Here is a 26,824-nt window from a genome sequence, read left to right on the forward strand (position 1 = left end):
AAAAAAAACTGAACCTTCATACACTTAAGATGTTCAAGATGCATTTTGGTTTTTAAGCCTTTTTATTTTCTTAGTTTTGGTTTACTAGTCTGAAAAATGCCTTTAATTTAGATTTAAGTTCTGGTTATTGGTGTAATGTTAAACTATTTAACATTTATTATTAATTATGTTTTGCAGCTTTAACGCTTATCAATAGAACAAAATTTTTATTTAAGTTGTTGTTATTTAATGATTTATGTTGTTTTTATAAATATTTTTTTTCATATTTGACATGTGCCGTATTCTTTTGCAATCTAAAGCTCGAATTTAGTGGCGATGGTAACTAACCGCAGAGTTAGCCGACCATCTTCTAAAACTAAGGGAACCGAAACGGAATTCCCATACTAAGAAAAGGCAGTGGATTATTATGAAAAAAACTCTAGTCGCACTACTGGTTGCCTCAGCAGCAACGTCAGTAAACGCAGCAGATATCTACAAATCGGACGACGTGACTGTTGATTTCTACGGTCAACTTCGTCAGCACGTTGAGTTTACAAACGAAAAAGATGCAAACGGTAACAGTGTTGATCCTAAAATCGAGCAAGGCTCTTCACGTGTTGGGGTAAACCTAACTTACAAAGCTCTTGAAGAAGGTTTGGACGTTGTTGCTAAAGTTGAGTACCGTGTTGGTGAAAGCTGGGAATTGCGTCAGCACTACATCGGTATGAGTTCAGAGTACGGTGTAATGACCTACGGTAAACAGATCCCAATCTATGATGATGTTTACGGTGCGGAATATTCGTACCATTATGGTTTGGCGCCATATCGTGGTGGTCTGGATACTAAAGAAAACTTTTGGCAAAGCAGTGCAATTAAATACCAATTGGATCTAGACAATAGCTGGGTGAAAGCACAATACAACCTAGCTGAGAACAACACCAATGCTGAGTTGTTCGAGATCTATGCTGGTACCACTTATGATTCATGGGCTCTACATATTGGTGGCGCTTCAATGACTGACAAAGTTGGCGTGAAAAATGTTGAGTCAACTTACTTTGAAGCGACAGCTGAGTACTTATTAGGTAAAGGTATGGTTGGTTTTACTTATGCTTATAACGAAGATAAGAACAAACTGACTGATGGTAAAGTGAAATCTAATGGTTTCCACCTAGGTGCTAAGTACGAAGTTGCTCCAAAAACGTCGCTTTACGGTGGTGCACAATTTATCGACGGTAAGAACGATGCGGCCGACATTACTAACCTATACCTAGGTGCTGAGTATATGTTTGCTAAATGGGCACGTACTTATGTTGAATACGGTTTCAACGATACTGACAACGAGAAAAACGTAAGCAGCCTTGCTATCGGTGCTCGTGTTTACTGGTAATTCATAACGTTATTGTTACTATAAGCCCAGCAATGCTGGGCTTTTTTAATGTTTTTTATGGGAGAAACGATTGTAATGACGACTTATATCAATCTAATCTGGCGTGGATGCTTACTGGTTTGCAGTATGGTTAGTCTGGCTCACGCACAAGTGCAATTGGTGGTGCCTGAGGCGATTAACTTATCCGTAGTCAATTTAGAAAAACCGCGGCTCGAAGGTGGGCTATTTAGCAGCAATAAAACGTTGATTTTGCCTAATGGGACGCATCAAATCGCTTTTCGTTACTCCCAGCCATTTGTGAATCGCGATACGATAGAGACGGTCAGCAGTGAATTAGTCATATTGAAGTTTAATGCTGAAAATCAAAAGCTAACTTTTCAGTTACCCGATTATCGCAACGCTCAGCAAGCGCGAAGAGAGATTGATCACTTTACTTGGCAATTGATTGATACTACCAACCAACGGCCAGTTGAACAGACCAGTGACATTATCGCCATCAGCGGCTTTGTACTCGGACAAAATTTTATTGATAATGTGATAGAATACAATAAACAATCCGGCAAAGCGTCAATTAGCATGAGCTATCTGACGGTGGATAATCACGCTAAATCGATACCTAGTCACTCTCAGCCGCTTCCGACTGCCGATGAAGACTCTCTTGTCAGTCAACTGCAACAGCTCTATTTGCAAGCGAATCAGCAGCAGAAAGCCGTCTTTCGTCAATGGATCAATCAGCAAGAGTAATTGGGAAGACTGAAAAACAATTTACCCACAGCATTGCTTGAATTTTTTACCGCTCCCACAGGGACATGGCTCATTACGTCCGACTTTATTGTGCTTTGGAAAGGTGCCGTCAATGTAGAACCACTGCTTCTTTTCCCTCACAAAACGTGATTGTTCTTCTAGGCAAAGCGTTTGCTGCTGATCAATAAAGAAGGCTTTAAAGTGTACAAAGCCTTCGTTGGGATTATTCCCCAACCACGTTCGTACGACTTCTAATCCTGTCCATTGGCTATTGATTGAATCTGCGATGGCATCTCGCTGAAGCTCGGCGTCACAAGAGGGGTGATAAGTATTGATGACAAAATCGACTAAACCTAATACATGGGCACTATAGCGAGCTCGCATTAATTGCTCTGGAGTCTGTGCATTAGTAGGATCAGAATGAATCGGTTGGCAGCATTTGGCATATTCAACTTGGCGTTGACAATAGCAGATATCCATAAAATAAAATCATCATAGAAAAATAATCAACGAAGTTTAAGGATAATGGAGATAGCTGTCTACTGATGGCTATTGAACAAATCTGCAGTCCAATGAACCGCTTGATGATAACAATCACTGATGGTTTGTTCAGGTAATGAGAGCTGGTGAGCAAGGTCGTTCACGGTTTGCCACTCGGCTTGTTCATACGCTTTAATCAGTTGCAATACCTTACCTAACTGACCGGACCCTGAAACAATCGCGTCTTTGACTTGCTGTTCAATCGGCATCTCTTCAATAATATCTGCCAAGGGTTGATCGAGTAAGCCATCAATCAGTGAAAACATTCCTGTTAGGAAAGCATTACCTGATTGGTCGGCATTTGCAATATTGAGAGACAATAATTCACAATAACGAGCTCGCTGAATGGATAAACCATACAGTGCATCAGGCTTATCTTTATGAGTGGAGGCAATCGCGACTAAAGAGACAAAGCGACGTAATCTTGTCTCACCCAGATAAACTAGGGCTTGTTTAAAGGAGCGTATTTTTGAGCTCACCATGACCGAAGAATTGACAAAGGTCAGCAATTTATACGAGAGCGTCAAATCTTTACTGATTAATCTTCCTAACTCTTGATAGTTAATCTCTTCCTTGGCAATTTCTTTGCATAGTTGCACGATGGTTAAAAATGCGGGTTCCAGTGCTTTTCGTTGAATTAACGCTGGCTGACTAAAGAAATAACCTTGGAAGTAACAAAACCCTGCTTGTTTTGCTAGCTCAAACTCTTGATAAGTTTCAACTTTCTCGGCTAAAAATTGAATATTATATTTTTGATTTTTTTTAATAAATAGGCGTGCTTTTTCAATAGGAACAGTATGAATATCAAATTTTATAATGTGGACATGAGGTAAAAAAGCTGCCCACTCTTTACTGGGTACAAAATCATCGAGGGCAATAGTATAACCGAGCTTTTTGAGCTCAATGATCGCATTAAGGAGTTCCTCGGTGGGTGTACAGCCTTCCAGTACCTCGATAACTAAGTTACTGGAAGGAAATAGGGTTGGTACGAGGTTAATTAAGCTTTGATAAGGAAAATTAACAAATTCCCATAATTTCCCGGCACGATATTGTACTGACCAAAAGTGGTCTGATAACAATCGGCTGGTGGCAAGTTCAGCATCGATTTGTGGGAAGGTATTGTTAGGACCATCACGAAACAGTAGTTCATAACCGACGGTGTTACGATCTCGATCTAAAATCGGTTGCCTAGCAATATAGGAATACTTCAATAGCGTGCCCTTCTTTATTATCTATCCGTTGTCTATCGTCTTAACGTACCACCATTAATAGTAGTACGTCTGTTAAGCTAACCCAATGGATGCTCTTGAAAAGAGTCTTTGATTATTGAAAGCTAATCAACCCTTGTGATGAAAGGGAGCGTTTCTAAAGCGTAGCCTTGTGGAGAATAGCGCAGTACCGATCCTTGATGATGCCAATCGCCAAGAACGATCCGGATTTTTGTCCCATCTTTATCGATATGATGAATGGCTGGTCGATGGGTATGACCATGGATCATCAGCGCCACTTGATGTTTGTTCATTACATTGACCACCTCGCTAGGGGTGACATCCATGATCTCCATGGCTTTATGAACTTTATCGCTGCGAATATCGGTTTGTACACGGCGAACAATACGTTTTTTTAAGCAATAAGGGAGTCGGTTAAATACCCATTGTAGCCAAGGTTGATGGACTTTTTCACGGTAGGCTAAATAACGAACATCTTCGGTGCATAAGGTATCACCATGTAATACCACCGCGGATGTGCCGTACAAGTTGATCCGTGCCTCTTGCTCAAGTAAGGTCACGCCAGTGTCTTTAGCAAAACGTTTACCCACTAAAAAGTCGCGATTACCATGGATGAAGTAACACGGTACACCAGCAGACGTCAGTTGTTGAAACTCTTGTTTAATTTGCTGACTAAAAGGGGTGGGATCATCATCTCCGATCCAAAAGTCGAATAAATCCCCCAATACGTAGAGAGCATCGGCTTGTATGGCGTCCTTGCGCATAAACTGAATGAAACAATCCGTAATATCGGGGCGCGAAGGGGTCAGATGAAGATCTGAGATAAACAGTGTGTGCATAAGGCCGTTAATGGAGCGCAGCCGCGCTCCATCCATTGATTATTCTGCGATAGTGGTATGAGTAATCACTACTTCATCCAGTGGGACGTCTTGATGCATGCCATAAGAACCGGTACTAACGGTTTTGATCTTATTAACAATATCCATACCTTCAATCACTTCACCAAAGACGCAGTATCCCCAGCCGTCACGACTTTCAGATTTAAAATCAAGGAAAGTGTTGTCATTGACGTTGATAAAGAATTGCGAGCTGGCTGAATGTGGATCCATGGTACGTGCCATTGCCAGTGTGCCTGTTTTATTGCTTAACCCATTGTTTGCTTCATTACGGATTGGCGCACGAGTGGCTTTTTCTCGGAGACCAGAAGTCATACCACCACCTTGGATCATAAAGCCATCAATCACACGATGAAAAAGCGTGTTATCGTAAAAACCATCACGACAGTATTGCAAAAAGTTAGCACTGGTTTCAGGGGCTTTCTCGGTATTCAGTTGAATTTTTACGTCACCAAAATTGGTATGTAGGGTGATCATAGCTATTACCTTTACTTGTTTTGTATGAATGGCTGATTTTAGCCTAACTTTTTGCGCATTCAAAACACCAAATGGATGACCTAGTGATAATAGAGTTGTTATACTCGTTCATCATTTTAGTAATTAACGGTAAGTAGATAGAGATCATGCTGAAGATTTATAACTCACTCACAAGACAGAAAGAGGAATTCAAACCCATTACAGCCGGAAAAGTTGGCATGTATGTCTGTGGAGTCACCATATACGATCTCTGTCATATTGGTCACGGTCGTACCTTTGTCTCTTTTGATGTGGTATCACGCTACTTACGCTATTTGGGTTATGATTTAACTTTCGTGCGCAACATTACTGATATTGATGACAAAATCATTAAACGTGCCGCTGAGAATGAAGAATCTTGTGACTCGTTGACGGAACGACTTATTCAAGAGATGTACACCGATTTTGATGCGCTCAATATATTGCGTCCTGATGTAGAACCACGTGCCACGGCTTATATTGAAGAAATCATTGCTTTGGTAGAACGGCTAATTGATCGCGGTTTTGCTTATGTTGCAGACAATGGCGATGTTATGTTTGAGGTCAGCAAATTTAAAGAGTATGGCCGACTCTCCAAGCAAGATTTAACCCAACTGCAGGCCGGTGCTCGCGTTGATATTGAGACTGCAAAACGTAGCCCACTCGATTTTGTATTATGGAAGATGTCTAAGCCGGGCGAACCCACGTGGCAATCCCCATGGGGGCCTGGACGTCCTGGTTGGCATATTGAGTGTTCAGCGATGAATTCTTCTATCTTGGGTAATCACTTTGATATCCATGGTGGTGGCTCGGATCTACAGTTTCCTCATCATGAAAATGAAATTGCCCAATCTTGCTGCGCTCATGATACCCAGTATGTGAATACTTGGATGCACAGTGGCATGGTGATGGTAGACAGAGAAAAAATGTCAAAATCGCTGGGTAATTTCTTTACCATTCGTGATGTGTTGCAACATTATGACCCAGAAACCGTACGTTATTTCTTAATGTCTGGGCATTATCGTAGCCAATTAAATTACAGTGAAGAAAACCTCACTCAAGCTCGAGCGTCTTTAGAGCGTCTCTATACTGCCTTGCGTGGTTTGGATATGACGGTCGCAGCGGCTGGTGGTGAAGAGTATGTCAGCCGCTTTACCAGCGCGATGAATGATGATTTTAATACCCCAGAGGCCTACTCGGTCTTATTTGATATGGCACGTGAAGTTAACCGACTTAAAACAGAAGATATGCTTCAGGCGAGTGCTTTAGGGGCATTAATGCGCGAGTTAGCGGATGTGATTGGTATTCTATACCAAGAGCCAGAACGCTTTTTGCAAAGTTCGGTTGCAAATGATGACCAAGCCGAGGAAATCGAAGCGTTGATCAAACTGCGTAATGACTCACGCGCGAATAAAGATTGGGCTAATGCGGATCTTGCTCGTCACAAGCTGACAGAGATGGGCATTATTTTAGAGGATGGTCCGAACGGAACCACTTGGCGACGCAAATAAGCCAACCATGTCTACGACACAGCGGGTTTATGGCCCGCTGTGTTCTTTTCTGCTGAGTATTATCTTTTTATCTAACGTGGCGAGTGATGAATGACGCTTTATGCCTTGTCCACGATATTTTTAGCTATGTTAATAGCTTGCGTTCACGGACTGGTGATAATCAGATGTTGTTTAGGTCGTTCAACTAGGAATAAAACATGTCAATAATTCTGGGCATCGATCCCGGATCACGCATTACTGGTTATGGCGTTATTCGTCAACAAGGCCGTCAGCTTATTTATCTTGGTAGTGGTTGTATTCGTACCTCAGAGCAGGAGTTTCCTTTACGACTCAAACAAATTTACGCTGGGGTAAGTGAAATCATCACTCAATTTCAGCCAGATGCTTTTGCTATTGAACAAGTATTTATGGCGAAAAATGCCGATTCAGCGTTAAAACTGGGTCAAGCTCGTGGTAGTGCCATTGTCGCCGCCGTGAATGCTGATTTACCCGTTTATGAATACGCGGCACGCTTGATTAAACAAGCGGTAGTTGGGACAGGGGGGGCGGATAAAACTCAGGTCCAGCATATGGTGCAACAAATGTTAAAATTACCAGCAAAGCCTCAAGCGGATGCCGCGGATGCGTTAGGGGTTGCTATCTGCCATGCCAACACCAATAAAACGTTATTGGCTTTAGCTGGTAAAGCCACTCATGCTCGGCGTGGACGTTATCGCTGAGTTTAACTGGCTATCCATCCAGTTATTTATTATTATCTAACTCATTCTCTCCTAGTTATCAGCAAGGAAATTCCAGTGATTGGACGTCTGCGTGGCCTATTAATAGAAAAACAACCTCCGCAAATCGTGATTGAAGTCAATGGCGTTGGTTATGAAGTACAAATGCCGATGAGTTGTTTTTATGAACTGCCGAACATTAATGAAGAAGCGATCATCTACACGCATTTTGTGGTCCGCGAAGATGCCCAACTTTTGTATGGTTTTAATACGGTGAGCGAGCGGGCTTTATTTCGAGAAGTGATCAAAGCCAATGGGGTTGGTCCGAAGATGGGACTGGGGATTTTATCCGGTATGACGGCAAGCCAGTTTGTGGCTTGCGTTGAACGTGAGGATATCTCAACCTTGATTAAACTGCCTGGAGTAGGTAAAAAAACCGCCGAACGATTATTAGTTGAGATGAAAGACCGTCTTAAAGGCTGGGGAAGTGGCGACTTATTTACCCCAGCGACGGATGCTGCACCATTAGATCATTCCCCTGTAACTGCAGAGCAAAATGCTCAAGAAGAGGCGATCAGTGCCTTACTTTCTTTAGGTTATAAACCCGTCCAAGCCTCTAAAGTGGTTTCTCAAATGGCAAAACCGGGAATGACCAGTGAGCAATTAATTAGAGAAGCATTAAAATCAATGGTCTGATGATGATAGGTTTATTGTCTGCGTGGCTGCAGCGTCTCACTTACCACCTTGAACTATGCTAATTAAGACTGACTCTGTCGCCCTTATCATTACACCATGGGAATCTCTGTTATGATCGAAGCCGATCGCCTTATTGCCCCAATCAGTCCTGCTTTTAAAGAGGAAGAAGTGATTGATCGGGCTATTCGACCGAAAAAACTTGCCGACTATCAAGGACAAGATCATGTTCGTGATCAAATGGAAATTTTTATCCAAGCGGCACAAAAACGCAGTGAACCTCTCGATCACTTATTAATTTTTGGTCCTCCTGGACTGGGGAAAACTACGTTAGCTAATATTGTCGCTAACGAAATGGACGTGAATATTCGTACTACCTCAGGTCCAGTATTGGAAAAAGCCGGTGATCTTGCCGCGTTGCTGACCAATTTGGATGAAAATGATGTTCTATTTATTGATGAAATTCATCGTCTGAGTCCAATGATCGAAGAAGTACTCTATCCTGCTATGGAAGATTACCAATTAGATATTATGATCGGTGAAGGTCCTGCTGCTCGGTCAATTAAAATCGATTTGCCGCCTTTTACCCTGATTGGAGCTACCACCCGCGCTGGATCGCTCACTTCACCATTACGCGACCGCTTTGGTATTGTCCAACGTCTAGAATATTACAATGTCGCTGATTTACAGAATATTGTGCAGCGCAGCGCGCAATGCCTTGGACTATCAATGGATGCGGATGGGGCATTAGAGGTCGCGCGCCGCGCGCGAGGTACACCACGGATTGCTAACCGCTTATTGCGCCGAGTGCGAGATTATGCAGAAGTGAAAGGAAATGGACATATCTGTCTGGATACGGCGGGTAAAGCGCTCGATATGCTTGATGTCGATCATCTCGGTTTTGATTATATGGACAGAAAGCTACTGTTGGCGATCATGGAAAAATTCTCTGGTGGCCCGGTTGGGCTTGATAACTTGGCCGCGGCGATTGGCGAAGAGAAAGATACCATTGAGGATGTATTAGAACCTTTCCTTATTCAGCAAGGTTATTTGCAGCGTACCCCTCGTGGACGTATTGCAACCGATCGAGCTTATCTGCATTTTGGAATAGAAAAGTAGTCTCTGATTTCAATTCGATACGCTATTTCATCATTAATCGAGGTAAAGCTTCGCTTTTCTGATCAATAACCTCAATACTGCCGAATGCTTCAACTATCGGCAGTATTGAGGTTACCTTATCTGCAAAATATCTCCTGTGATTCCTTTATGACCATGTCATACGTGCTCTATATGATTTATGTGTGTTTATGTCAGAGCCTAGCTGGCTATTGAGTGGCGACATGAAGCGACGTGAGGAGAGTGCTTAATACTCCACGATAGAAAAAGCGGAATAAGCTCAAAATATTTTTATTTTGGTCACATTTTTACACATTACTTAAAATGACGAAAAATAGACTAATTGAGTTTATTGTTAACTGATTGTGTTTAATATCCGTATCCACTCTGCTTTTTTTTACCTTATTAAAACACCCAATCTGACCTTTTCTTGATTTGTATCATTTTGTTGTTTTTTTGCGCATTGATGTGTCACGGAAATTGATTTAAATCAAAGCGCTTTCCCAAACAAACCCTTTGAAACTCAGGGTCTTTGGCAGTAGTATTAGTCGCAGCTATATTAGCTAGAGCTTAACGATTTACTAACCACAACGGCACATAATTGCAACAATTCATTACAAGAAATTAAGCGGTGATCTTACGTTTAATTCACGTATACGTTGGGCGTTATGTCATAAGTGTCATTCAGCCGACACAAAGGAGTTACCATGATTGATGTAGTGGAGCTATCGCGGTTGCAGTTTGCACTGACAGCGATGTATCACTTCTTATTCGTTCCATTGACTTTGGGCATGGCGTTTTTACTCGCCATTATGGAGTCACTTTATGTAATGACCGATAAGCAAATCTATAAGGACATGACAAAGTTCTGGGGTAAGCTTTTCGGGATTAACTTTGCACTGGGTGTGGCGACTGGCTTGACCATGGAGTTCCAGTTCGGAACTAACTGGTCTTACTATTCCCACTACGTCGGCGATATTTTTGGTGCGCCGCTCGCCATTGAAGCGCTGGTCGCTTTCTTTTTAGAATCAACCTTTGTCGGTTTGTTCTTCTTTGGATGGGATAGGCTTTCTAAACGCCAACACCTTACCGTAACTTGGCTGGTTGCTTTAGGCTCTAGTTTCTCTGCCTTGTGGATTCTTGTTGCTAACGGTTGGATGCAAAACCCTGTAGGTGCTGAGTTCAATTTTGAAACCATGCGTATGGAGATGGTTAGCTTTGCTGATGTGGTACTCAACCCGGTCGCACAAGTTAAATTCGTTCATACAGTGGCAGCTGGATACACCACCGGGGCGATGTTTATTCTTGGTATCAGCGCTTACTACCTACTGAAGGGACGTGATGTTGCGTTCGCTCGTCGCTCATTTGCTATCGCTGCCTCTTTTGGTATTGCCGCAGTTCTGTCTGTAATTGTACTGGGTGATGAATCAGGTTATGAGCTGGGTGATGTACAAAAGGTAAAACTAGCGGCTATCGAGTCTGAGTGGCACACTGAACCTGCTCCTGCTGCGTTTACCCTATTTGGTATTCCTAACCAAGAAACGATGCAAACGGATTATGCGGTCAAAATTCCTTATCTGATGGGGATTATCGCGACTCGTTCATTAGATAAAGAAGTCACCGGTTTACGTGATCTACGTGAAGAGCATTTAGATCGTATCCGTAATGGTATGTATGCCTACGACCTATTACAGCAACTTCGTGCTGGTGATAAATCGGAAGAGAACATGCTGGCCTTTAATGAGGTTAAGCAAGATCTCGGTTATGGCTTACTGCTAAAACGATACACTGAGAATGTTGTTGATGCTACAGAGGCGCAAATCCAAGCCGCAGCAGACGATTCTATCCCTACGGTATGGCCGCTATTCTGGTCTTTCCGTATCATGGTGGTCTGTGGCTTTATTATGTTGTTTGTGTTCGGCGCGGCGTTTGTTCAAACTTGTCGCCAAAAAATCGAGCAGAAAAAGTGGGTGCTCAAAGCGGCACTATGGAGTATTCCATTACCATGGATTGCTGCTGAGGCGGGTTGGTTTGTCGCTGAATACGGTCGTCAGCCTTGGGCGGTAGGTGAAATACTTCCGGTTAACGTTGCGGCATCCGCATTGACGGCGGGACAAATTTGGACATCACTGATTGCGATCTTAGCGCTGTATACGTTATTCCTTATTGCTGAAGTGTATTTAATGCTGAAGTTCATTCGTAAAGGCCCAAGTAGCTTGAAAACTGGCCGCTACCATTTCGAACAAAATGGCAGCTCGTTGGAAGACAAAGTCAACCGTCAAGTCGAAGCCTAGGCAAGGAGAAAGCAATATGTTTGATTACGAGATCTTACGACTGATTTGGTGGGTACTGATTGGTGTCCTACTTATCGGTTTTGCCATCACCGATGGCTTTGATATGGGGGTTGGAGCATTAGTCCCCATTTTGGGTAAAAACGACTCTGAGCGTCGAGTGATGATTAACTCGATTGCCCCTCACTGGGATGGTAACCAGGTGTGGCTCATTACCGCTGGTGGTGCACTATTTGCCGCTTGGCCTTTGGTTTATGCCACATCATTCTCTGGATTTTATCTGGCGATGATGGTCACTCTTGCTGCGCTTTGGTTACGCCCTCTGGGCTTAGACTATCGCTCTAAGATAGAAGATCCAAAATGGCGTAATACCTGGGACATTTGTATCTCGATCAGTGGTTTTGTGCCACCAATCATTTTCGGTGTCGCGTTTGGTAACTTGTTACAGGGCGTTCCTTTCCAATTGAACGAACTGATGATGCCAAGTTATCACGGTTCATTCTTTGGCTTGCTCAATCCTTTTGCTTTAGTGTGCGGATTAGTTAGCTTGTTTATGATCTTGATGCAAGGTGCCACGTGGTTACAAATGAAAACCACCAGCGATTTGCATACTCGTGCACGCAATACCGCACAATTAGCCGGTTTGTTAACCTTTGTCTTGTTTGTGTTGGGTGGTTTTTGGATTCAACATATTGATGGTTATGTGATTGTCAGTGCAATTGATACTTCGGCTGCCTCTAATCCGCTAAATAAAGAAGTAATTCGTGAAGCGGGTGCTTGGATGCATAATTTCCAACAGTATCCTATCTTGTGGTTGGCTCCTGCGCTTGGGGTGGTTATGCCGCTACTGGCTGTTTTAGCGTCACGTTTTGAAAAATGCGCTTTGGCGTTTTTAGTATCAAGTCTTGGTAATGCTGGGATCATCTTAACCGCTGGTTTTGCGATGTTCCCATTTGTCATGCCTTCAGACTTAGTACCAAGTCATAGCCTAACCATGTGGGATGCAACATCGAGTGAGTTAACTCTGAACTTAATGACTGGGGTAGCTTTTGTTATGGTCCCTATTATCTTGAGTTACACGGTATGGTCTTACTATAAAATGTTCGGTCGCTTGGATAACAAGTACATCGAAGATAACAACAACTCACTTTACTAAGGAGCGAAACAATGTGGTATTTTGCATGGATTCTTGGTGTATTGCTGGCTTGTGCGTTTGGCATCATCAATGCTCTTTGGTTAGAGCACTCTGAAATGATGGATAAAGACCGTGAGTGATTGGTCTGAACGACTCACTAGACTGCATCAACCATTAGATAAAGGTGCTCTTAGAGCATTAGTTATGGTGTTAGGGTTTTACCATGTTGCAATGGTCATGTGGGATCCTGAAGCCTATGCAGTGAGTATTGGTGGGTTCAATGCCATTATTGGTCCATTACTGATTTGGGCAATGTGTTCAAGTATGGTTTACGGGGTTGGTTTCAAGCCACGTTATTGGTTATGGCAAGGCGTTTTTAGTCCTTACTTTTCACTGCCAATCCTCGTTGGGTTCTTGTTCTTGCGTTTTTCAGGAGCATCGTAAAGTCATTCATAAGACTGACACGACAGCAAAGTAACGATAGCGCTATCTTTTAATCAGATAGCGCTATTTTTTTAGCACATTCCAACAAAATCTTACGCTTCTTCTTGTACTCGCGCTGCCGAGATGCGGTATAGTAATCAACTCATCTTAACCATGACTGAGGCGACTTGGCATTATGGGGCAAATTTTTGATTGGCCGATAACGGTCTATTATGAAGACACCGACGCGGGTGGTGTGGTTTATCATGCCAATTATCTGAAGTTCTTTGAACGTGCGCGTACCGAAATATTGCGTTCGTTGGGTTTTTCTCAACAGCAATTATTGGAACAAAATATCGGTTTCGTGGTCCGAAGTGCGAGTGTTGATTTCATCCGTGCTGCACGTTTGGATGATCAATTAACCGTGAAAACCTCGGTCGTTGAACTTAAAAAAGTCTCTTTAACTTTCTGTCAAGAGCTGGTCAATCCTAACGGACAGCTATTGTGTAAAGCCTTAGTTAAGGTAGCATGTATCGATAACCAGAAAATGAGGCCGATTGGATTGCCTCAATCAATGATTTTGGAGTTTACTCATAGTGACTGCTGATATTTCAATGCTCGATCTATTTTTACAAGCCAGTTTACTGGTTAAATTGGTGATGTTAATTCTTTTAGCTATGTCAGTTGCTTCTTGGGCAGTGATTATTAAACGTCATAAAGCATTGGCACAAGCGGAACGTCAAGCCGAAGAATTTGAAGATAAATTTTGGTCAGGCACCGACCTGTCTATTTTGTATCAAGAGGTCAAAAAGCGTAAAGACACGCTAGAAGGTACCGAAGAGATTTTCTACAGCGGTTTTACCGAGTTTGCTCGTTTACACAAAAGTAACGCCAATGCACCTGATTATATTATGGAAGGTACCGGGCGGACGATGAGAGTGACCGTCGCTCGTGAAGTTGATGAGCTAGAAGCGCATTTGCCTTTTTTAGCGACAGTTGGCTCAATTACTCCATATATCGGCCTATTTGGAACGGTCTGGGGGATTATGCATGCCTTTATCGCCTTAGGTGCTGTTAAGCAGGCTACGTTAGCCATGGTAGCTCCTGGTATTGCCGAAGCTTTGGTCGCAACAGCAATGGGTCTGTTTGCTGCCATTCCAGCCGTCATTGCTTATAATCGATTCAGCAGTAAAGTGACTAAGCTAGAACATATTTACGCTACTTTTTCCGAAGAGTTTCATAGTATTTTACACCGCCAAGCGATGGCGGGTAGGGAATAACGCATGACTGGCTATCAACCGAAGAAACGGAAGATGACAGCAGAGATCAATGTCGTACCCTATATCGATGTCATGTTGGTGCTGTTGATCATCTTTATGGTGACCTCACCTTTCATTACTCAAGGGGTAGAGGTTGAGTTGCCGAGAACGACCATCGCTCAATCAACGGCAGAGCTTGCTGGAGACAGTGAAGCAAGCTTTATCATTGTTGAGGTTGATCAAGCGGGTAACTTAGGACTAAGCGTCAATGATGAAGAGATGCAACGTGGACTCTCATTGCAAGATTTGATTGTTCGAGTAAAAGCTGAGTTATCATTAAAACCGGATTCACCCGTTGCCGTTGGGGGAGATGCTGCGACACCGTATGCGGAAATTGTCTTAGTTTTAGATGAATTGAGTCGAGCCGGTGTTGCAAAAGTCGGTCTATTAACAGACATAAAATAATAGGTTTGCCATTGCTAATGAAAGCAAAAAAAACATTGCAACGTGCCGATAACAAACCATGGTTGATTTCGGTTGCCCTTCATGTTCTTTTAGTTGTGGTGCTTTTTTGGGGTGCGGATTTTACACAGTCAAAACCAGAAACGCCTTCTGCTGGAGCGATGATGCAAGCGGTCGTGATTGATCCTAGCTTGATTCAACAACAAGCACAGCAGATACGTAATCAGCGTGAGGCTGCGGCAAAACAAGAGCAAGAGCGATTAGATAAGCTGCGTCGTGAAACCGAACAGCTCGAACGTAACCGAAAAGCCGAAGAAGAGCGCATTCGTCAACTGAAAGAGCAGCAAGCGCGAGAGGCACAAGCGGCTCGAGAAGCTGAGCGGGTTCGCCAACAGCAAGAACAACAGCGTCAAGTGGCTGAAGAAAAAGCGCGTCAAGAGCAAGAACGTGCTGCAAAAGCTGAAGCGCAACGTAAAGCTACGGAGCAAGCAGCCAAAAAAGCCGAAGCGGAGCGAGTAGCAAGAGAAGCCGCGGCAGCGAAAGCAGAACAAGAGCGTATTGCTCGTGAGAAAGCAGCTCAGGCCGCGCAAGAAAAGGCGCGTCAAGAACAAGAAGCAGCAAAGCGTGCTGAACAAGAACGAATTGCGAAAGAAAAAGCCGCTAAAGAGGCGGCAGAAAAAGCTCGACAAGAGCAGCAACGTTTGGCTCGACTAGAGCGTGAACGCAAAGAGCAAGAAGCGGCGATGAACAGCATTTTTTCTGGTCTGGAAAGTGAAGCGCAAAGCATTTCCGCAGCGCGATCACAGCATCTTGCCAATGAAGCGCAGCGTTGGGGAGCTATCTATACCCAAATGATCCAACAAAACTTGCTGCTTGAGGATAGTTTTCGAGGACGACAGTGTCGAGTTAATTTACGTCTCATCCCTACTGGCACAGATGCTATAGTAGGTGACGTTCAAGTACTCAATGGCGATAATCGGCTATGCGCAGCGACTAAGAGAGCGATAGCAAAAGTTGGTAGTTTCCCTCTTCCTACCGCCGATGAAAAGGATCTTATTGAAAGGCTGAAAAACATTAATTTAACTGTAGCACCTGAGTAAAAGGAACCGTTTGTGTTAAAGCGATTAATAATAGGATGGTTACTGGTTTTCACCAGTAGTATGCAACTTGCCTATGGGGCACTAGAGTTGGTGATTACCGACGGTATTAATTCTGCTCGTCCAATTGCCATTGTTCCTTTTAAATGGGAAGGAAAAACACCACTACCGGAAGATATTTCGGCGGTGATTGCTTCCGATTTACAACGCAGTGGCAAGTTTAGTCCCATTGCCACCGATAGAATGCCACAAACGCCTTACAGTGAAACTGAGGTTACGTTTGATGCATGGACTCGAATTGGCGTTGATGCATTACTGACCGGTTCAATTACTCTCAATCAACAAGGCAATTATGTTATTAATTATCAGTTGGTTGACGTGGTTCGTGGTCAGTTGACCCAAGGGCAAAGCCGAGCGTTAAGTGCTGATGGGCAGCTTGTGCTGTCTAAAGATCATGTGTTATTTAACAAAGTCGCTACGGTACCTGCGCCACGAATGCGTGAATATGCGCATCGTATCTCTGATCTAGTTTATGAAGAACTAACAGGTGAAAAAGGCGCTTTTCTAACGCGTATCGCTTATGTTGTCGTTAATGATAAAGACGCTTTCCCTTATCAATTACGTGTTGCTGACTACGATGGTTATAATGAGCGCTTGGTGCTGCGTTCTAAACAGCCATTGATGTCTCCAGCGTGGTCACCAGACGGTCGTCAGTTGGCTTATGTCAGTTTTCAAAATGGCCAAGCTGAGATATTTATTATGGATATCTACACTGGGGAACGTGAAAAATTAACCTCATACCCAAGACATAATGGTGCACCGAGGTTTTCTCCAGATGGTAAAACACTGGCATTAGTTCTGTCGAAAACTGGGACGCTGCAAGTCTATACGCTTGATTTAGCTTCTCGTAAACTCACACAAATCACCCATGGCCGTTCAAATAATACCGAACCATTTTGGCATCCTGATGGTAAGTCGCTCATATTTACCTCAGATAGGGGTGGTAACCCGCAGATTTATCGAGTAAATTTGGCAAATCAGGCGGTGGACCGATTAACATGGCAAGGACGGCAGAATCTCGGTGGGCAGATTACCCCGGATGGCCGATTCATGATCATGGTGAATCGAAGTAATTCAGGCTTTCATATAGCCAAACAAGATCTTGAGACCGGTGCATTACAAGTATTAACACAAACTTTGTTAGATGAGTCTCCAAGTATTGCTCCAAATGGTGGCATGGTTATTTATAGTTCGATGTATAATCAGGCCAACGTCTTATCGATGGTTTCTATTGATGGGCGATTTAAAGCAAGGTTACCGGCAACCAATGGACGAGTTAGATCGCCAGCGTGGTCTCCGTTTTTATAGCCAACATATAATTTAGCAACTAACTATTTCATAGTAAGGAAAATAAGATGCAACTTAATAAAGTTCTCAAGGGACTCCTAATTGCGCTACCTGTTTTAGCTATTACTGCATGTAGCTCAAGTGATGACGCCGCATCAGCGTCAGGTTCACAGACTAACCAAACTACGTCTGGTAGCGCGGGTGGTGTTGATACTACCGTTGTTTCTCCAATCGGTGAATATGGTCAGTTGTCAGAGCAAGAGCTTAAAGAGCAAGCACTTCGTGAAACGCAAACCATTTACTTTGCATTTGACAATGCCACTATCGCACGTAGTTACGAAGAAATGCTTGCTGCCCATGCTGCTTACCTAAGCAAAAACCCGAGTCTAAAAGTGACAGTAGAAGGCCACGCTGATGAGCGCGGTACACCAGAGTACAACATTGCGCTTGGTGAGCGTCGTGCTAACGCTGTAGCCAAATATTTAGAGGCTCTGGGTGTACAAGCCAATCAAATTTCGATCGTGAGCTATGGTGAAGAAAAACCACTGGTTCTAGGTCAAACTGAAGAAGCTTACGCGAAGAACCGCCGAGCTGTTCTTGTTTACTAATTGAGGTATCCCTCATGTTCAGTAACTTAAAGCAAGTTTTTACGCTTACGTTACTGGCAAGTGCAGCGAGCATTACGCTCGCTGCACCAGCTCCAGTATCCGATCTTAGTCAGCGTTCAGTCTCAACGTCGGCTAACCGCGCCGTGTCAAATGAAGGTGATGTTGCCCGTTTAGAACGATTGCTTGAAAATCGCAACCGTATGCAGTTGCAAATGCAGCAGCAACTCGACGAAATGGCACTAGAAATTAATGAGCTCCGTGGCCAACTAGAAAGAAATACCTACGATATGCAGCAAATGTTGCAGCGCCAGCGTGAACTGTTTGTTGAACTCGATAATCTACGTAGTGCAGCTAAACAATCGCCATCTGTAGCAGATGTCACAGCTAGCAATCAAAGTGATGAGTTACCACTCGGTACTTTTAGTAGCGATGTAAACGAGCAAGCGGCTTATCAGAATGCCGTGGATTTAATTTTAAAAAAGCGTGATTACGCTGGTGCGATAGCAGCATTTGAAAAATTCCAAGCTGATTATCCGGATTCTAGTTTTGCGGCAAATGCCCACTACTGGCTTGGTCAGTTACATTTCGCTAAGCGACAAGATCAGCAGTCAGCGAAAAGCTTTGCGGCGGTATTAAGTTATTCCGATTCGAATAAACGCGCTGATGCTTTAGTCAAGCTCGGTGATATCGCTGCGCGTAATAATAATGCGGCGCAAGCAAAGAAATATTATCAGCAAGTAATTAATGAATATCCGAATAGTGCTTCGGCGAAAGCCGCTCAGGATAAATTAAAGTAACGAATTGATATAAATGGATAATGCTGAGCCACTCTTATGAGTGGCTTTTTATTAAGTGTTCTATACCTCAACTACGTTGAGTTGCAAGTAGGCGGCAAGTGAGTGAATTCCCATGAGCATAGAAACTATGCGATTGGAGTGAACGAACGGAGCCAACACCGCTGCAGCTTCAAATAGGGAGGGTATGTTGATTTCAGTCTGGTTTTTTTGTGTACGATGACCGATACAGTGTACAATATGCGAATTATTATAATGATCCATAGAGCAGAGCAATGAGTCATATACTGGATAAAATAGACACCGTTTACCCTTTCCCAGCTAAGCCTATTCCTCTTAGTGAGATGGAGAAAACTACCTATTTAGCAAGCATTAAGCGGTTACTAAAAGAGAAAGATGCTGTACTGATCGCCCATTACTATACTGACCCAGAAATTCAAGCCTTAGCTGAAGAGACGGGCGGCTTTGTCGGCGATTCACTAGAAATGGCTAAATTTGGTAATCGTCATTCTGCAACCACACTAATTATTGCTGGTGTACGTTTTATGGGGGAATCAGCGAAAATACTGACTCCAGAAAAGCGGATTCTGATGCCAACCTTAAAAGCCGAGTGTTCGCTTGATTTAGGTTGTCCTGCTGATAAGTTCACCGAATTTTGTGATGCCCATCCCGAGCACACCGTTGTTGTTTATGCCAATACCTCAGCCGCAGTTAAAGCGCGCGCAGATTGGGTAGTTACCTCAAGCATTGCCTTAGATATTGTTGAGCATCTTGATTCACAAGATAAAAAGATTATCTGGGGACCAGACCGTCACCTTGGCGCTTATATTGCTAAAAAGACCGGAGCAGAAATGCTCTTGTGGCAAGGCGAGTGCGTAGTACATGATGAGTTTTCTGCCGATGCCTTACGCAAAATGAAAGGGTTGTATCCAGATGCTGCGATTCTCGTTCACCCTGAATCTCCGGCCAGCGTCGTTGAACTGGCTGATGCGGTTGGCTCGACCAGTCAATTAATCAAGGCAGCCAAAACACTCCCTCAATCAACCATGATTGTGGCAACGGACAAAGGCATTTTCTTTAAAATGCAGCAAATGGTGCCAGAGAAACAATTAATTGAAGCGCCCACGGCTGGTGCAGGAGCCACCTGCCGCAGCTGTGCTCATTGTCCGTGGATGGCAATGAATGGATTGAAAGCCATAGAACAAGCACTACGCGATGGCGGTGAAGAGCATGAGGTGTTTGTTGATGAAGCGACACGAGTGAAATCCTTGGTGCCTTTAAATCGCATGTTGGATTTTGCTGAGCAGCTCAATCTCCAAGTACAAGGGAACGCTTAATGAAAAAACCGTCAGTTGCGACTGACGGTTTTTTTGAGTTGATGCTTTAGATGGTTGTGATCGCTGGCGTGGTTATTAAGAGTCAGACTCCGCTAAATCGGCGGCACGCTGAGTTAAACCACATAGCATCACAGGAATCGCGTTATAGATTTCAGTAAACTGATCTAAATCGTTCATGCCTTGTTCAGCTAAGGTGGCCAAAGACGTTTCTGGATCGTACAACATGCTCAACGATAACAACACCCCCCCCATCAGGGCATTCTCTTGACTATTTTCTGGCATCAGCACTTCCCAATCATCACGCGTTAATTGCCAGCCCTGTAAAACCCCTTCACAGAAATCACGAGTATTCTGTGTGACGATATCTTCTTCATCCAGTTCACATCCTTCAGGCCAAGACCAACTGCCGTCTAAAAGAGCAGGGCGATATTCATTCCATAAACGGATAATCAACCCAAAATAGCTTTCCATCTGCTTTGCATCACTAAAGGGAGCCGTATCATCACCACCCCACAAAAATGGCAACCATTCTGAAGGAGGAAGAACATTCGGCGCGAGGGCCATGGCAGTAATAAAGCCCTGGGTTTTCGCTTCATTAAGAAGTTTATCTTCTAAATCTGCAGCGCTTAGAATATCGTTTAAGGTCAAAGTAAAGCCTCATAGTCAACAGCAAAAAGTGAAGTTATCTTAACTCTAAACGTACGATCAATGCGAGCATCCAGGGAACTGATGAAGGGTTTTTGAACAAATGAGGTAATAATTAGCCAAACAAGCCAAGATGTGAGTTTTTTTAAGATTTCTGCTTGACCCTATTAATGAATATCATTAAATTAGCGCCTCGTTAGCACAAGATGCTAGCCCATTACGGTGAGTTGTCCGAGTGGCTGAAGGAGCACGCCTGGAAAGTGTGTGTACGGCAACGTACCGAGAGTTCGAATCTCTCACTCACCGCCATATTATAAAAAAAGACGTCCTAGGGCGTCTTTTTTTACGCCTTAAGATCATTAAAATTAATGGGTTAGGGTTTCCACATCTTGCTGATCATAAATCACCAGCGTTATTGTCACATGGGATTTTATCTACCTCCATCAGTAGATCCCAACGTATTGGCCTCTTACCCATTTTAAGACCTTTGTCTAGTTATTTGACATGTTTATGGATGCACTATTTACCTGTTGCCATTAACTAGACATTATGAGTTCAGTTTCAATTTATGCCTAGTATTGGTGAATCAAAGATATCACTTTTTGGATAAGGAAGTGCAATGGTTGCGCCCAAAAGTCTCACCTATCAATTGCATCGCCATTGGGAAGTGGTCGAGCAGCTAACTCGTCTTTCTCGAGAGTTCCCTGCATTTCAGCTCCGCATCCTCGAACAAGTGATAAACCAGTATAAAAACAAAGATGCAGATACTAACACCGTGCTGACGAGTCTTATCAACGCGGACATTTTGCAGCCTATCAGCCGAAGTAGTGATTATCAGATCAACACGTTGGTGGTGGATTTTGTACGTGGTTTGACTCAGGAGCATGAGCTTGGTTTGTCAGCAGTGCTCAAAGCTCGCGTTGAAGCAATCAAAAACGCGACTAGTCAAGTATTAAAGGGACTTGAAGACACCGATAATGATTTACTGCGTACAGGCGCTAACCAATTATCAGAGCTGACGAGAAAAATTACCCAACAATTAACACAAGACAAGCAAGCCATTTTTGACATTGCTGAAGCGGCTAAATCAGCAGACACCAGTGTGCCAATTGAACGGCGCTATCGTGAAGTTCTTGAAGTGTATGACAAGTACGTTGAACCCATGAATGAAATGATGGATAGCGGTCTTGGTGGTAGTTTTTATCCATTGTTGGAAAAAGCGGAAGAAGCGCTCGATAAAGCGGTGGATACTCTGGCAATTCGTGGTTCGTTATATCAACAACGCTTGGCAATGCGTCAGATAGCTTATCAAGTTAAAGATCTACGATACCAAGGACGAATTATCGCTCAACAATGTGCAGATACCTTGTTACCACTGAGAGAGGAAGCGCGGTTACATAACCAGCTTTCTGCTGTGATTAGCAAGCAAATAAGCCAAGTTCGTAAGAAGGGGCTAGTTCGAGGGCTAAATGCAATCGGCTTACCAATATGGAAAACCAGTCGTACCAGTAAAATCCAAATAGGTAACGAAGTGCGGCAATTGATGGCGGAATTTTTGAATTTCGAACCGAGTTCTATTGTTTTTCCGGATGAAGTATCGCTGCCGGATAACCTCTTAGTGAATTGGATCGATGAACAGCGATTGCGTGAACAACTTTCAGAAGCATTGCCGGTTGAGAATCTCATGACTTGGTTAACGACACACTATCGCTATTTACCTGATACAGAATTACTCCGTCTCTATCATGAGCTGGTGCGAGAACCACAATGGCAAAGCCTGTTGGGATCAAATCTTTGCACCACAACGCTCAGCACCGTCTCTGTCACTTATCATCCTCATCAACTAACGACCTTGACTCTCCCAAAAAGTACAAAGGGTATGGATAATGCAAAATAGCAAACTCGACTTAACTGAACTGACACATCTCACAGAACTGTTCGGCTTATTCAATTCAGGTCGGCACCTGAACCGTTCGACAGATGCGGCCCTGTGGTATGAACTCGAGCAGCAATCAGAGCAGTATCGACATCTATTTTCTAACCTAGGGTTTGAGCTACGTATCGATGGGCGTGGTTTTGCTTGGTTTCATGACGATGAGGGGAATCAAAGCATCAATAAGCAATCGCGTCAGTTGGCTTTGCTGCTGATGGTGATTTTTGATTACCAAGCGGATAATGGTCGTTCTTTGAGTCAGTTTTACCAGTGGAACATTGACAATAAAGTGCTGCATGAGGTCTATGAAAAGCATCAAGGATTGTTGGATGCAGAAGAGTTAGATCAGGGTGCATTGGTAAAAATACTCGAAAATGCGGTGCGAAAAGGCTTTGCGATTCAAGAAAACAACCACTGGCGCTTATTGCCTTCGGTATATCGTTACTTAGACCACTTTGAGGCGATTACCGAGCAAGCCTCTGTCAGCGATGGACTCACTGCTAAGGAGGATGAATCATGCTAAATTACGGTTTTCAACGACTAGCATTAATTGGCAGCGCTGGATATCAGCGAGCAGAGCTGCCACTGGATGATTCTGTGTCATTAATCGCACCAAATAATCACGGTAAAACCAGTCTAATCAACGCTCTCCAGTTTCTATTGATCATTGACCAAAGAAGAATGGACTTTGGGTCTCATAGCGTTGAAAAGGCACGTCGTTTCTATTTTCCAAACAACAGCGCTTACATTCTGCTCGAAGTTATACTTCCTCAAACCGGAACCGTTGTTTTCGGCTGCGTTGGTAAAGGCGTCGGTCACGAGTATGAATACTTTGCCTACCAAGGTGAATTGAACCTGGATGATTATCGTTTGGCAGATGGTCATATTGTTTCTCAAAACAAACTGGTCAACCATCTGGCTAGCCATCAGCATAGAGTCAATCTATACAATGACAGAGATTTTCGTCATTTGATTTACGGTGGTGCAAAAAGTAAGAGGAGCAGTGATATTGATTTTACGGTATTCAAACTTGAACACGTCAGTGATGCGCGTTCTTTCCAGCAAGTGCTCACCAAAACGCTCAGGTTGGATAAGCTCAATTCCAGCGATGTAAAAGACTACTTGCTCAAGATATTTAGCCGTGAGCTGCCCAATGCGAGTATCGATTTTAAGCAAGAATGGGAGAAGGCATTTCAAGATATCAACTTAGAGCGGGAGCAGTATCTAGCGGCGGTGAATAATCTTGCGGCCATCGAAGAGCTGGAGCATAAATTTCAGCGTACATTGTCGCTCAGAGGTAAAATCGCTTCGTCACAATCCAAAGTGAATCAACTGTTACAGGATTGGCATGGTCACGTGCAAACGATGACCGAAAAGTTATCCAAACAAAAAAATCGGCTTGAAAATACACAAAATGAATTACGAAATCAGGATATCGCTCGTGCTGAAGCTCGCAGTGAATTAAACAACAAGCTCACTAACCTAAAACGTACTGAAGAACAGCATCAAGAGCTTCAAACTCGCTTTGCGTTGATTCCGAATCCAGCCTATTTAGAGAGCCAACTCAACCTAGCCAAACAACATTATGAAGAACAGACCGCCTTGTGTATTCAATCACAACGTTCTTCTTCATCAGATTTAGCCAGACAATTAAAAGAACGGACAGAAAAGCGCCAAAGGTTGGAAACGCAACGGCAAACGTTAGATGATAACTTATATCTTCATCTCTCCAAATTGCTCCAAGCACATGAGCTGGAAAAATTGAACAAAGTGCTGAGTCAGCAAGTGATGCAGCGTTCACCCTCACACTATCTACTCGATATTAATCAACTGCGCGAAATACTGAGTGGTGAAACGGCCTCATCGATCACTGTTTCTGGTTTAACCTTATCTCTTGATGAGCTCATTCCTCAACATATTCAAAAGACCGAACAAGAGCTGGTGGAAGAGCTAGATAGCGTTAACCAGCAGATAAATAGCCTTACAGAACTGTTAGAGATCAGTCAGCAAAGAGAAGCGGCTGAAAAGAAGAAGAACGAACTGCATCGAGTTGTGAGAGAGTGTGAACAGGCGATCGCCGATTACCGGCAGCTTGAGCAATTAACGGCCAATCAGCCACAACGTTTAGAACAAAAAATCAAGTTCGAGCAAGATCTCTCGGCGATAAATGCTGCCTTAAATAGCGCCAAGGACAACTATCAAGCGCTGACGGATCAAATTAATCAAGTATCTGAGCAGCTGAGTCAATTAACTTTAGATAATGCTAGTGTCGAGAAGCTGAAGAAACAGAGAATCGATGACCAAGCTTTATTTACGGCATTAGTGGAGCAACCTCATACCCCATGGATAGCGACTGAAGAATGGAGTCTAGAGTTATTGCCCATTCGTCTTGAACAGTATATCGAAGATTGCCGAGAACTAGATAAACTAGCTAAAGAATTACGCCAAATAAAAAATGAGTTAGTTCAAAAAGGGCTGACGAAGTTTCACATGGCGTCCACTCAAGATGAAGAGCTAAAAGGCATTATTCAATTTAGCCACTGTTTAGATGATGAAAAGCAAGCGTTAGAGAGAAAAGCGCGTTCTGCGGTGGTTAATGTGACAGCGAGCTTAAGGGAGTTACGTAGTGGTCTGCTTGCTTTGCAAAGTAAAATGAAAGAGTTCAATCGGTTAATTAGTCATCGCCAACTCTCGGATTTAAAAACGTTTAAAATTGAACCGGTTGAGGAAAGTCAGCTAGTGGCAGCGATGAATGTGTTGATACATCAAGCTGAACAGACAGAGAGTGGTCAGAGTTTCGATTTGTTCGATCAAGCGAGCATTTTAGATGATGCTGATCTAGAGCGGGCGAAAAATACGTTAATTGAAGAGGGCAATGCTCGCCAAGGATTAAGAGTAGCCGATTTATTCCGGCTTGAATTTGTCGTAGCCAAGCAGGGGCAGCAGCAAGAGTCATTTGAAGATATTGATAGCGCCGCGTCTAACGGCACGGTATTGATGGCAAAATTAGTTACCGGCCTTGCCATGCTGCACCTAATGCAAGACAAACGTCACCAAATGAAAGCGGTCTGTTATTTGGACGAGGCGTTGGCATTGGATACCAAGAACCAAGCCAACTTAATTGAGATAGCCGAGCAATTTGGTTTCGCGTTAATTTTTGCCTCGCCGGCACCGTTAACCACCGCTCGTTATTGTGTGCCGATTCACCAAGTGAATGGTAAAAACGTCATTAGCCGTAATAGCTGGCAGTTATTGTCGTCCATCGAAAGCGGTATCGTGACTCGGCCAATAGTGGAGAAAACACAATGAGTCAGCCATTGATTGCTGCGTTAAAACGGCTCATTAACGCACATCCAGACGCGATTGCAGCGAGTACAATGACGACTGCGCAGAGGCGACAACTCGACGAATTTTGCCGAAAGACTCACAGCATACGTATCTCACTCAGTGGCCGAGGTGTCGCTTACAGTATTCAAGATCTGACCATTGTTAAAGTTACTCTAGAGCAACTCTCACCACACCAAGATCTGCCGCTATCTGTGCCACAAAGAGCCATCAATATAGCCAGTGCCCGAAGCAGTAAACAGGGTAGAGTGACCCACGATATTAGCTATGTTTTAGCAAAAACGTCAGCCAATCCATACTGGGAAATGTGTGGTGTACCCACTCAAGATTTGCATACAGCGACACAATCGTTTGGCGTAATGGCGCTGGAACTCGGTCAAGAAAGAAACCGCAATCTTCACAGTCATCACGCTATTTGGTTAGTGGAGAATCAAGCCCTATTTGATCGACTAGATTGGCTACCAAACAATGAGCCTTGTACTGTTATTTGGTATCGAGGGCAGTTAGATAATAAATTAATCACCTGGTTATCTCTGCCTGAAAGGTCTCCGCTGGTTTATCTTTTTGCTGACTATGATGGCATTGGGCTAAATAATTACCGCCGATTGAAAGATCAGCTTGGAGAAAGAGCCACTTTTTGGCTAATGCCAAACTGGCAGTCGAGATTAGCGCGCTATGGACAAAATCGGTTATGGGTGGATACCTTTCGTGACTTTGCTATTTTCGAGCGAAATAGCCAACGTCTTTTAGATCAGTCGCCTCAATTACAAGCTCTGGTGACTGAAATGAAGAAACAAGGTTTAGCTTTGGAGCAGGAAGCGTTTTGGTTAAGTGATTAACTG

At 43.5% G+C, this 26,824-nt stretch carries 27 protein-coding genes and 1 tRNA gene; 23 read left to right on the plus strand and 5 right to left on the minus strand.

All coding sequences use genetic code 11. The features are described 5' to 3' along the window. Positions 1-406: 406 nt before the first annotated feature. Together FKN88_RS04745 and FKN88_RS04750 are read left to right on the plus strand one after the other, a co-directional pair. Entirely contained in the window at positions 407-1,366 is a 960-nt protein-coding gene (locus tag FKN88_RS04745; protein ID WP_154167701.1) for a porin, read from the plus strand. Between the two features lie 75 nt (positions 1,367-1,441). Beyond that, positions 1,442-2,110, plus strand: coding sequence for a DUF2057 family protein (locus FKN88_RS04750; protein ID WP_187985091.1), 669 nt, complete (start codon positions 1,442-1,444; stop codon positions 2,108-2,110). 21 nt (positions 2,111-2,131) lie between these two features. On the opposite strand, the gene FKN88_RS04755 is transcribed toward FKN88_RS04750, so the two are convergent. The 4 genes from FKN88_RS04755 to FKN88_RS04770 form a co-directional block, all read right to left on the minus strand. Beyond that, positions 2,132-2,590, minus strand: coding sequence for a YchJ family protein (locus tag FKN88_RS04755; protein ID WP_154167706.1), 459 nt, complete (start codon positions 2,588-2,590; stop codon positions 2,132-2,134). A gap of 59 nt (positions 2,591-2,649) precedes the next feature. Beyond that, positions 2,650-3,861 carry an EAL and HDOD domain-containing protein gene (locus FKN88_RS04760; protein WP_154167709.1) on the minus strand — a complete coding sequence of 404 codons (1,212 nt, stop codon included), beginning with the start codon at positions 3,859-3,861 and terminating at the stop codon, positions 2,650-2,652. A gap of 122 nt (positions 3,862-3,983) precedes the next feature. Continuing rightward, complete coding sequence (lpxH, locus tag FKN88_RS04765; RefSeq protein ID WP_154170623.1) at positions 3,984-4,718, minus strand: UDP-2,3-diacylglucosamine diphosphatase; 735 nt, start codon at positions 4,716-4,718, stop codon at positions 3,984-3,986. 39 nt (positions 4,719-4,757) lie between these two features. Beyond that, positions 4,758-5,252, minus strand: a complete 495-nt coding sequence (locus FKN88_RS04770; RefSeq protein ID WP_004394955.1) for a peptidylprolyl isomerase — start codon at positions 5,250-5,252, stop codon at positions 4,758-4,760. A 146-nt stretch (positions 5,253-5,398) separates the two neighbouring features. On the opposite strand from FKN88_RS04770, the gene cysS reads away from it, so the two are divergent. The 16 genes from cysS to nadA all read left to right on the plus strand — a co-directional run bounded on the left by cysS (position 5,399) and on the right by nadA (position 20,059). Continuing rightward, positions 5,399-6,781 (plus strand): cysteine--tRNA ligase, encoded by a 1,383-nt coding sequence (gene cysS, locus FKN88_RS04775; RefSeq protein WP_154167712.1) that lies wholly within the window; start codon positions 5,399-5,401, stop codon positions 6,779-6,781. A gap of 197 nt (positions 6,782-6,978) precedes the next feature. Next, positions 6,979-7,500, plus strand: coding sequence for a crossover junction endodeoxyribonuclease RuvC (gene ruvC / locus FKN88_RS04780; RefSeq protein WP_004394957.1), 522 nt, complete (start codon positions 6,979-6,981; stop codon positions 7,498-7,500). Between the two features lie 75 nt (positions 7,501-7,575). After that, the gene (gene ruvA / locus FKN88_RS04785; RefSeq protein ID WP_004394958.1) at positions 7,576-8,193 is read left to right on the plus strand and encodes a Holliday junction branch migration protein RuvA; all 618 of its coding nucleotides are present in this window, start codon (positions 7,576-7,578) and stop codon (positions 8,191-8,193) included. Between the two features lie 111 nt (positions 8,194-8,304). Next, positions 8,305-9,309 (plus strand): Holliday junction branch migration DNA helicase RuvB, encoded by a 1,005-nt coding sequence (gene ruvB, locus FKN88_RS04790; RefSeq protein ID WP_115152648.1) that lies wholly within the window; start codon positions 8,305-8,307, stop codon positions 9,307-9,309. 704 nt (positions 9,310-10,013) lie between these two features. Continuing rightward, positions 10,014-11,600, plus strand: coding sequence for a cytochrome ubiquinol oxidase subunit I (gene cydA, locus FKN88_RS04795; RefSeq protein ID WP_154167714.1), 1,587 nt, complete (start codon positions 10,014-10,016; stop codon positions 11,598-11,600). A 16-nt stretch (positions 11,601-11,616) separates the two neighbouring features. Then, complete coding sequence (gene cydB / locus FKN88_RS04800; protein ID WP_004394961.1) at positions 11,617-12,753, plus strand: cytochrome d ubiquinol oxidase subunit II; 1,137 nt, start codon at positions 11,617-11,619, stop codon at positions 12,751-12,753. Positions 12,754-12,764: 11 nt separating this feature from the next. Beyond that, complete coding sequence (gene cydX / locus FKN88_RS04805) at positions 12,765-12,872, plus strand: cytochrome bd-I oxidase subunit CydX (RefSeq protein WP_010319196.1); 108 nt, start codon at positions 12,765-12,767, stop codon at positions 12,870-12,872. Continuing rightward, a complete protein-coding gene (gene ybgE, locus FKN88_RS04810) occupies positions 12,865-13,176 on the plus strand; it encodes a cyd operon protein YbgE (protein ID WP_154167717.1) in 312 nt (103 codons plus the stop codon). Before cydX ends, ybgE begins: the two co-directional genes overlap by 8 nt. Positions 13,177-13,351: 175 nt before the next feature. Continuing rightward, positions 13,352-13,762 (plus strand): tol-pal system-associated acyl-CoA thioesterase, encoded by a 411-nt coding sequence (gene ybgC, locus FKN88_RS04815; protein ID WP_004394962.1) that lies wholly within the window; start codon positions 13,352-13,354, stop codon positions 13,760-13,762. After that, entirely contained in the window at positions 13,752-14,435 is a 684-nt protein-coding gene (tolQ, locus tag FKN88_RS04820) for a protein TolQ (protein ID WP_004394963.1), read from the plus strand. Before ybgC ends, tolQ begins: the two co-directional genes overlap by 11 nt. A gap of 3 nt (positions 14,436-14,438) precedes the next feature. Then, entirely contained in the window at positions 14,439-14,879 is a 441-nt protein-coding gene (locus FKN88_RS04825; RefSeq protein WP_004394964.1) for an ExbD/TolR family protein, read from the plus strand. A 17-nt stretch (positions 14,880-14,896) separates the two neighbouring features. Beyond that, the gene (tolA, locus tag FKN88_RS04830; protein WP_154167720.1) at positions 14,897-15,976 is read left to right on the plus strand and encodes a cell envelope integrity protein TolA; all 1,080 of its coding nucleotides are present in this window, start codon (positions 14,897-14,899) and stop codon (positions 15,974-15,976) included. Between the two features lie 60 nt (positions 15,977-16,036). Beyond that, positions 16,037-17,341, plus strand: a complete 1,305-nt coding sequence (gene tolB / locus FKN88_RS04835) for a Tol-Pal system beta propeller repeat protein TolB (protein WP_202598351.1) — start codon at positions 16,037-16,039, stop codon at positions 17,339-17,341. Positions 17,342-17,388: 47 nt separating this feature from the next. Further along, a complete protein-coding gene (gene pal, locus FKN88_RS04840) occupies positions 17,389-17,928 on the plus strand; it encodes a peptidoglycan-associated lipoprotein Pal (protein ID WP_004394967.1) in 540 nt (179 codons plus the stop codon). Positions 17,929-17,942: 14 nt separating this feature from the next. Further along, positions 17,943-18,725, plus strand: a complete 783-nt coding sequence (gene ybgF, locus FKN88_RS04845) for a tol-pal system protein YbgF (protein WP_154167726.1) — start codon at positions 17,943-17,945, stop codon at positions 18,723-18,725. A 272-nt stretch (positions 18,726-18,997) separates the two neighbouring features. Next, positions 18,998-20,059, plus strand: coding sequence for a quinolinate synthase NadA (nadA, locus tag FKN88_RS04850; protein ID WP_154167728.1), 1,062 nt, complete (start codon positions 18,998-19,000; stop codon positions 20,057-20,059). Between the two features lie 75 nt (positions 20,060-20,134). On the opposite strand, the gene FKN88_RS04855 is transcribed toward nadA, so the two are convergent. Beyond that, positions 20,135-20,707 (minus strand): UPF0149 family protein, encoded by a 573-nt coding sequence (locus FKN88_RS04855; protein ID WP_306687346.1) that lies wholly within the window; start codon positions 20,705-20,707, stop codon positions 20,135-20,137. Positions 20,708-20,925: 218 nt separating this feature from the next. Between FKN88_RS04855 and FKN88_RS04860 the strand changes: the two genes are divergently transcribed. The 5 genes from FKN88_RS04860 to FKN88_RS04880 all read left to right on the plus strand — a co-directional run bounded on the left by FKN88_RS04860 (position 20,926) and on the right by FKN88_RS04880 (position 26,821). Further along, positions 20,926-21,013, plus strand: a tRNA-Ser gene (locus FKN88_RS04860). A 310-nt stretch (positions 21,014-21,323) separates the two neighbouring features. Continuing rightward, positions 21,324-22,601 carry a hypothetical protein gene (locus tag FKN88_RS04865; protein WP_154167731.1) on the plus strand — a complete coding sequence of 426 codons (1,278 nt, stop codon included), beginning with the start codon at positions 21,324-21,326 and terminating at the stop codon, positions 22,599-22,601. Continuing rightward, positions 22,591-23,160: a hypothetical protein gene (locus FKN88_RS04870; RefSeq protein ID WP_154167734.1), complete on the plus strand. Its 570-nt coding sequence runs from the start codon at positions 22,591-22,593 to the stop codon at positions 23,158-23,160. Before FKN88_RS04865 ends, FKN88_RS04870 begins: the two co-directional genes overlap by 11 nt. Beyond that, positions 23,154-25,946, plus strand: coding sequence for a hypothetical protein (locus tag FKN88_RS04875; protein ID WP_154167737.1), 2,793 nt, complete (start codon positions 23,154-23,156; stop codon positions 25,944-25,946). The genes FKN88_RS04870 and FKN88_RS04875 overlap by 7 nt, the downstream gene beginning before the upstream one ends. Further along, positions 25,943-26,821 carry a DUF2220 family protein gene (locus tag FKN88_RS04880; RefSeq protein WP_154167740.1) on the plus strand — a complete coding sequence of 293 codons (879 nt, stop codon included), beginning with the start codon at positions 25,943-25,945 and terminating at the stop codon, positions 26,819-26,821. The genes FKN88_RS04875 and FKN88_RS04880 overlap by 4 nt, the downstream gene beginning before the upstream one ends. Positions 26,822-26,824 lie beyond the last annotated feature (3 nt).

Origin of the sequence: Vibrio sp. 2017_1457_13, assembly GCF_030851525.1 — a bacterium.
Classification (GTDB): Bacteria; Pseudomonadota; Gammaproteobacteria; order Enterobacterales; family Vibrionaceae; genus Vibrio; species Vibrio metschnikovii.

Excerpts from the sequence above, each read along its gene's own strand:
- FKN88_RS04875 (WP_154167737.1), top strand. The coding sequence starts at position 23,154 with ATGCTAAATTACGGTTTTCAACGACTAGCATTAATTGGCAGCGCTGGA.
- FKN88_RS04745 (WP_154167701.1), top strand. The coding sequence starts at position 407 with ATGAAAAAAACTCTAGTCGCACTACTGGTTGCCTCAGCAGCAACGTCA.
- nadA (WP_154167728.1), top strand. The coding sequence starts at position 18,998 with ATGAGTCATATACTGGATAAAATAGACACCGTTTACCCTTTCCCAGCT.
- FKN88_RS04825 (WP_004394964.1), top strand. The coding sequence starts at position 14,439 with ATGACTGGCTATCAACCGAAGAAACGGAAGATGACAGCAGAGATCAAT.
- FKN88_RS04750 (WP_187985091.1), top strand. The coding sequence starts at position 1,442 with ATGACGACTTATATCAATCTAATCTGGCGTGGATGCTTACTGGTTTGC.
- ruvB (WP_115152648.1), top strand. The coding sequence starts at position 8,305 with ATGATCGAAGCCGATCGCCTTATTGCCCCAATCAGTCCTGCTTTTAAA.
- ybgC (WP_004394962.1), top strand. The coding sequence starts at position 13,352 with ATGGGGCAAATTTTTGATTGGCCGATAACGGTCTATTATGAAGACACC.
- ruvC (WP_004394957.1), top strand. The coding sequence starts at position 6,979 with ATGTCAATAATTCTGGGCATCGATCCCGGATCACGCATTACTGGTTAT.
- lpxH (WP_154170623.1), bottom strand. The coding sequence starts at position 4,718 with ATGCACACACTGTTTATCTCAGATCTTCATCTGACCCCTTCGCGCCCC.
- cydB (WP_004394961.1), top strand. The coding sequence starts at position 11,617 with ATGTTTGATTACGAGATCTTACGACTGATTTGGTGGGTACTGATTGGT.
- ybgF (WP_154167726.1), top strand. The coding sequence starts at position 17,943 with ATGTTCAGTAACTTAAAGCAAGTTTTTACGCTTACGTTACTGGCAAGT.
- FKN88_RS04770 (WP_004394955.1), bottom strand. The coding sequence starts at position 5,252 with ATGATCACCCTACATACCAATTTTGGTGACGTAAAAATTCAACTGAAT.
- pal (WP_004394967.1), top strand. The coding sequence starts at position 17,389 with ATGCAACTTAATAAAGTTCTCAAGGGACTCCTAATTGCGCTACCTGTT.
- FKN88_RS04880 (WP_154167740.1), top strand. The coding sequence starts at position 25,943 with ATGAGTCAGCCATTGATTGCTGCGTTAAAACGGCTCATTAACGCACAT.
- cysS (WP_154167712.1), top strand. The coding sequence starts at position 5,399 with ATGCTGAAGATTTATAACTCACTCACAAGACAGAAAGAGGAATTCAAA.
- tolA (WP_154167720.1), top strand. The coding sequence starts at position 14,897 with ATGAAAGCAAAAAAAACATTGCAACGTGCCGATAACAAACCATGGTTG.
- FKN88_RS04865 (WP_154167731.1), top strand. The coding sequence starts at position 21,324 with ATGGTTGCGCCCAAAAGTCTCACCTATCAATTGCATCGCCATTGGGAA.
- tolB (WP_202598351.1), top strand. The coding sequence starts at position 16,037 with ATGCAACTTGCCTATGGGGCACTAGAGTTGGTGATTACCGACGGTATT.
- cydX (WP_010319196.1), top strand. The coding sequence starts at position 12,765 with ATGTGGTATTTTGCATGGATTCTTGGTGTATTGCTGGCTTGTGCGTTT.
- FKN88_RS04870 (WP_154167734.1), top strand. The coding sequence starts at position 22,591 with ATGCAAAATAGCAAACTCGACTTAACTGAACTGACACATCTCACAGAA.
- FKN88_RS04755 (WP_154167706.1), bottom strand. The coding sequence starts at position 2,590 with ATGGATATCTGCTATTGTCAACGCCAAGTTGAATATGCCAAATGCTGC.
- cydA (WP_154167714.1), top strand. The coding sequence starts at position 10,014 with ATGATTGATGTAGTGGAGCTATCGCGGTTGCAGTTTGCACTGACAGCG.